Here is a 3,136-nt window from a genome sequence, read left to right as displayed (position 1 = left end):
GTGAGCGCGACGAACATCCCACCTTTTCTTTTGTGAATGATGCCGCGAGATAAGCTCCTTCATTGATAGGAGCGGACCGGGATGATTGGAGATCGCGCTGATGCCATGCTTGAAGACATGGATGAAGCCAGGCATGAGGGAAAGTATCGTCGGATCGAGGTGATTACCGGCCGGCGGCAGCGGCGGAATTGGACTGACGAGGAGAAGGCGCGGATCCTTGCGGAAAGCGCGGAACCTGATGTTAACATCTCGGCCGTTGCCCGGCGCTGGGGCGTCAATCGCGGCTTGCTGAACGTCTGGCGCCGGGACGCTGGGCTGACCTCTCAACGATCTGCGAGGTCCAGTGCGCAGCAGGCGATGTTCGTGCCGGTGACGGTAGTTGGCGATCGAACGCCGGCTCCAGGCTCGCCGTCAGATGTCGCCCACTTTGCCGCGGGTCGAATTGAGATCGAGATTGCTGGCGCGCGCATGACGGTTATCGGCCCGGTAGCACCTGAACTGGCGCAAGCGATGGTGGCGGCCTTGCGAGGTCGCCGGTGATCGGAGTTTCGCCGAGTGGCGTGAAGATCATGGTGGCTACGCAACCGGTCGACTTCCGGCGCGGCATGAATGGCCTTGTGGCTTTGGTGGCGTCAGCGCTCGCGGCCGATCCCTATTGTGGCGACGTGTTCGTTTTCCGCGCCAAGCGTCTGGATCGACTTCGCTGCATTTACTGGGATGGGTCAGGCATGATCCTGGCGACAAAGTGGTTGGAGAGCGGAAAGTTTGTTTGGCCCCCGATCCGCGATGGTGCGATGCAGATGAGTGCCCAGGAGTTCTCGCTTTTGCTAGCTGGCATTGACTGGACGCGGGTCAAGCGAAACGCGGTGAGACGACCCTCAAAAGTAGGCTGATCCTATTGGTTTTGCTTGAAGATTCAGGCTAATATGATAGGGTCGGTCATGCTGCTTCGACCCGATCCCTTGCCCCAGGATGCTGCGCAATTGACCCGGATCATTCTCTTACTCGACGAAGAGAATGCCGATCTCAAAGCGCGTATTGCCTTCCTTGAGCGCCAGCTCTTCGGGACGAAATCGGAGAAGATGACGATCATCGATCCAGCCCAGGCAACGCTCGACCTGGGCGATCTAAGCGATATTCCCGTTGCAGCCAATGACGATGCCGCACCGGCCGGTGAAGACAAAACACAGGCACGGCGATCGTCTGCCCGCAATATCGGCCGCTTGCCCAAGCATCTTCCGCGCTATGAAGAGATCATTGAGCCGGAGAGCAAGATTTGCCCCTGCTGTTCGTTCGAACTGCATTGCATCGGCACGGACGTCAGCGAGGCGCTCGACATCGTACCTGCTGTTGTCCGGGTCAAACGGACGATCCGGCCGCGCTATGCATGCCGGGCCTGTGAGAGTGCCATCGTGCAAGCACCTGCACCGGCGCGCGTGATGGACGGTGGCATGGTGACCACGGCGTTTGCCGCGCATGTCGCTGTTTCGAAGTTTGCCTGGCATCTCCCGCTCAATCGACAGGCGCAAATGCTGGCCTCCTGCGGTGTCATCATCGATCGCGGTACGCTTGGCGCCTGGGTGATGCGGGTCGCCTGGTGGCTGGAGCTTCTCTATGACGCGCTTACCGCCTTTATCCGCTCGCAGCCGAGAGTGTTCTGTGACGAGACGCCGTTGCCGCGGCTCGAGCCGGGGCGCAAACGAACCAAGGTCTGCCAGTTATGGGCGCAGGCGGTTGACGACCGTCCCTGGAATGGTCCGGCACCGCCGGCCGTGGCCTATATCTTTGCCGAAAGCCGCAGCGCCCGCGAGATCGAGGGGCAATTGTCGTCGTTTACCGGCGTGCTTCAAGTCGATGGATACCAAGCCTATAAAACCATGGTCAAACGTCGGGGCAAGAGCAATGTCGCACCCATGCGGCTGGCCTTCTGCCTTGCTCATGCGCGGCGCAAGTTCGTCGATGTCGTCAAGCTGACGGGTTCTTCGGAGGCTTTGTCGATCCTTGCCAGGATTGCGGAAGTCTATCGGATCGAAGCAAAACTGCGCGGCGAAAGCGCCGATACCCGGCTCGTCGTGAGACGTCGCGAGGCTGCTCCAGTCATGAGAGAGCTGAAAGTCCACCTCACCGAACTGCGCGACGAGGTGTCGGCGAAATCGGCGCTTGGCAAGGCCGTCAGCTACACGCTCAACCATTGGAGCGGGTTGACAGCCTGCCTTGATGATGGCCGGGTCGAGATCGATTCCAATGTGGTCGAGCGTTCAATGAAATCCGTGGCCCTGACGAGGAAGAATTCGCTGTTCGTGGGCAACGAGCGGGGTGGAAAGACTTTCGCTGTCCTCGCATCGCTCGTCAACACCTGTAAACTGAATGGTGTGGACCCCGAGGTCTGGCTTGCCGATGTGCTGGAGCGCATCATCTCCGGCAAAGTGAAAGCCAACGAAATGGAAAGTCTCCTGCCGTGGGCCTGGAAGGCTGAGCGTGAAGCGATGACGCAGCAGGAGCGACGGGCGGCATGATGCACAACAGCCAGGGGACGACGGATCGACCGAAGCTTGATGACGCGGCGTTCGAAGCCTTTATCAGGGGACGCCGTCCGGCATCGCCAATCTGGTCAATGAGCGGTCTCGATGGTTATCTTACGGCTCTGATCATTGGCCCAAAGTTCATCGACCCACGCAAATGGATCCCGGAACTGACTGGCCCGGACGCCCTGAACCTGCCGATGGAAACAACCGAACATCGGGCCGTGCAGACGATCGTTGCGGAATATAACCGTATCTCGGGGAGCCTCTCTGAAACCCCGAAAGACTACCGGCCCAGGTTCACCAGGATCGATGATCAAACCTTTGATCCGTTCGATTGGGACCTCTGCTTTTTGCTGGCAACAGGATACGCGCCGAGACTTTGGCAGCCGGTTCTTCGCGGTCATGCCGTCACCGGCGATATCATTGCGCCAATTCGCAAGCTCGGCGAGACAAAACGCAAAGCCACCCGCCAGGATGCCGCTGACGTCGCTGAAGCACTCGTCAATATCCGAACCTATTTTATGCCGAAGCGGGCAAAGCAAAAGTTTTGACTGCCAGCCGGAAACCCATTCCGTCAATCACGAAAGACGTGGGCTATTCGTTGCGCTCAC

At 59.1% G+C, this 3,136-nt stretch carries 4 protein-coding genes; all 4 read left to right on the top strand.

Features of this window, described 5'->3' with window-relative positions; all coding sequences use genetic code 11:
• Positions 1-81 precede the first annotated feature (81 nt).
• Genes tnpA through HWX93_RS22535 form a run of 4 tightly spaced genes read left to right on the top strand, consistent with a single transcriptional unit; the run spans position 82 to position 3,076 of the window.
• Positions 82-540, top strand: a complete 459-nt coding sequence (gene tnpA / locus HWX93_RS22550) for an IS66-like element accessory protein TnpA (RefSeq protein WP_168436537.1) — start codon at positions 82-84, stop codon at positions 538-540.
• The gene (tnpB, locus tag HWX93_RS22545) at positions 537-893 is read left to right on the top strand and encodes an IS66 family insertion sequence element accessory protein TnpB (protein ID WP_105528926.1); all 357 of its coding nucleotides are present in this window, start codon (positions 537-539) and stop codon (positions 891-893) included. The genes tnpA and tnpB overlap by 4 nt, the downstream gene beginning before the upstream one ends.
• Before the next feature lie 48 nt (positions 894-941).
• On the top strand, positions 942-2,516 hold the full coding sequence (gene tnpC / locus HWX93_RS22540) for an IS66 family transposase (RefSeq protein WP_151607717.1): 1,575 nt from the start codon (positions 942-944) through the stop codon (positions 2,514-2,516).
• Positions 2,513-3,076: a UPF0149 family protein gene (locus HWX93_RS22535; RefSeq protein WP_105528924.1), complete on the top strand. Its 564-nt coding sequence runs from the start codon at positions 2,513-2,515 to the stop codon at positions 3,074-3,076. The genes tnpC and HWX93_RS22535 overlap by 4 nt, the downstream gene beginning before the upstream one ends.
• Positions 3,077-3,136: the final 60 nt, after the last annotated feature.

Source organism: Brucella tritici (assembly GCF_902825325.1).
Taxonomy (GTDB): domain Bacteria; phylum Pseudomonadota; class Alphaproteobacteria; order Rhizobiales; family Rhizobiaceae; genus Brucella.
The sequence above is the reverse complement of the archived record's forward strand: the minus strand, read 5'-3'. Positions and strand labels throughout refer to the sequence as shown.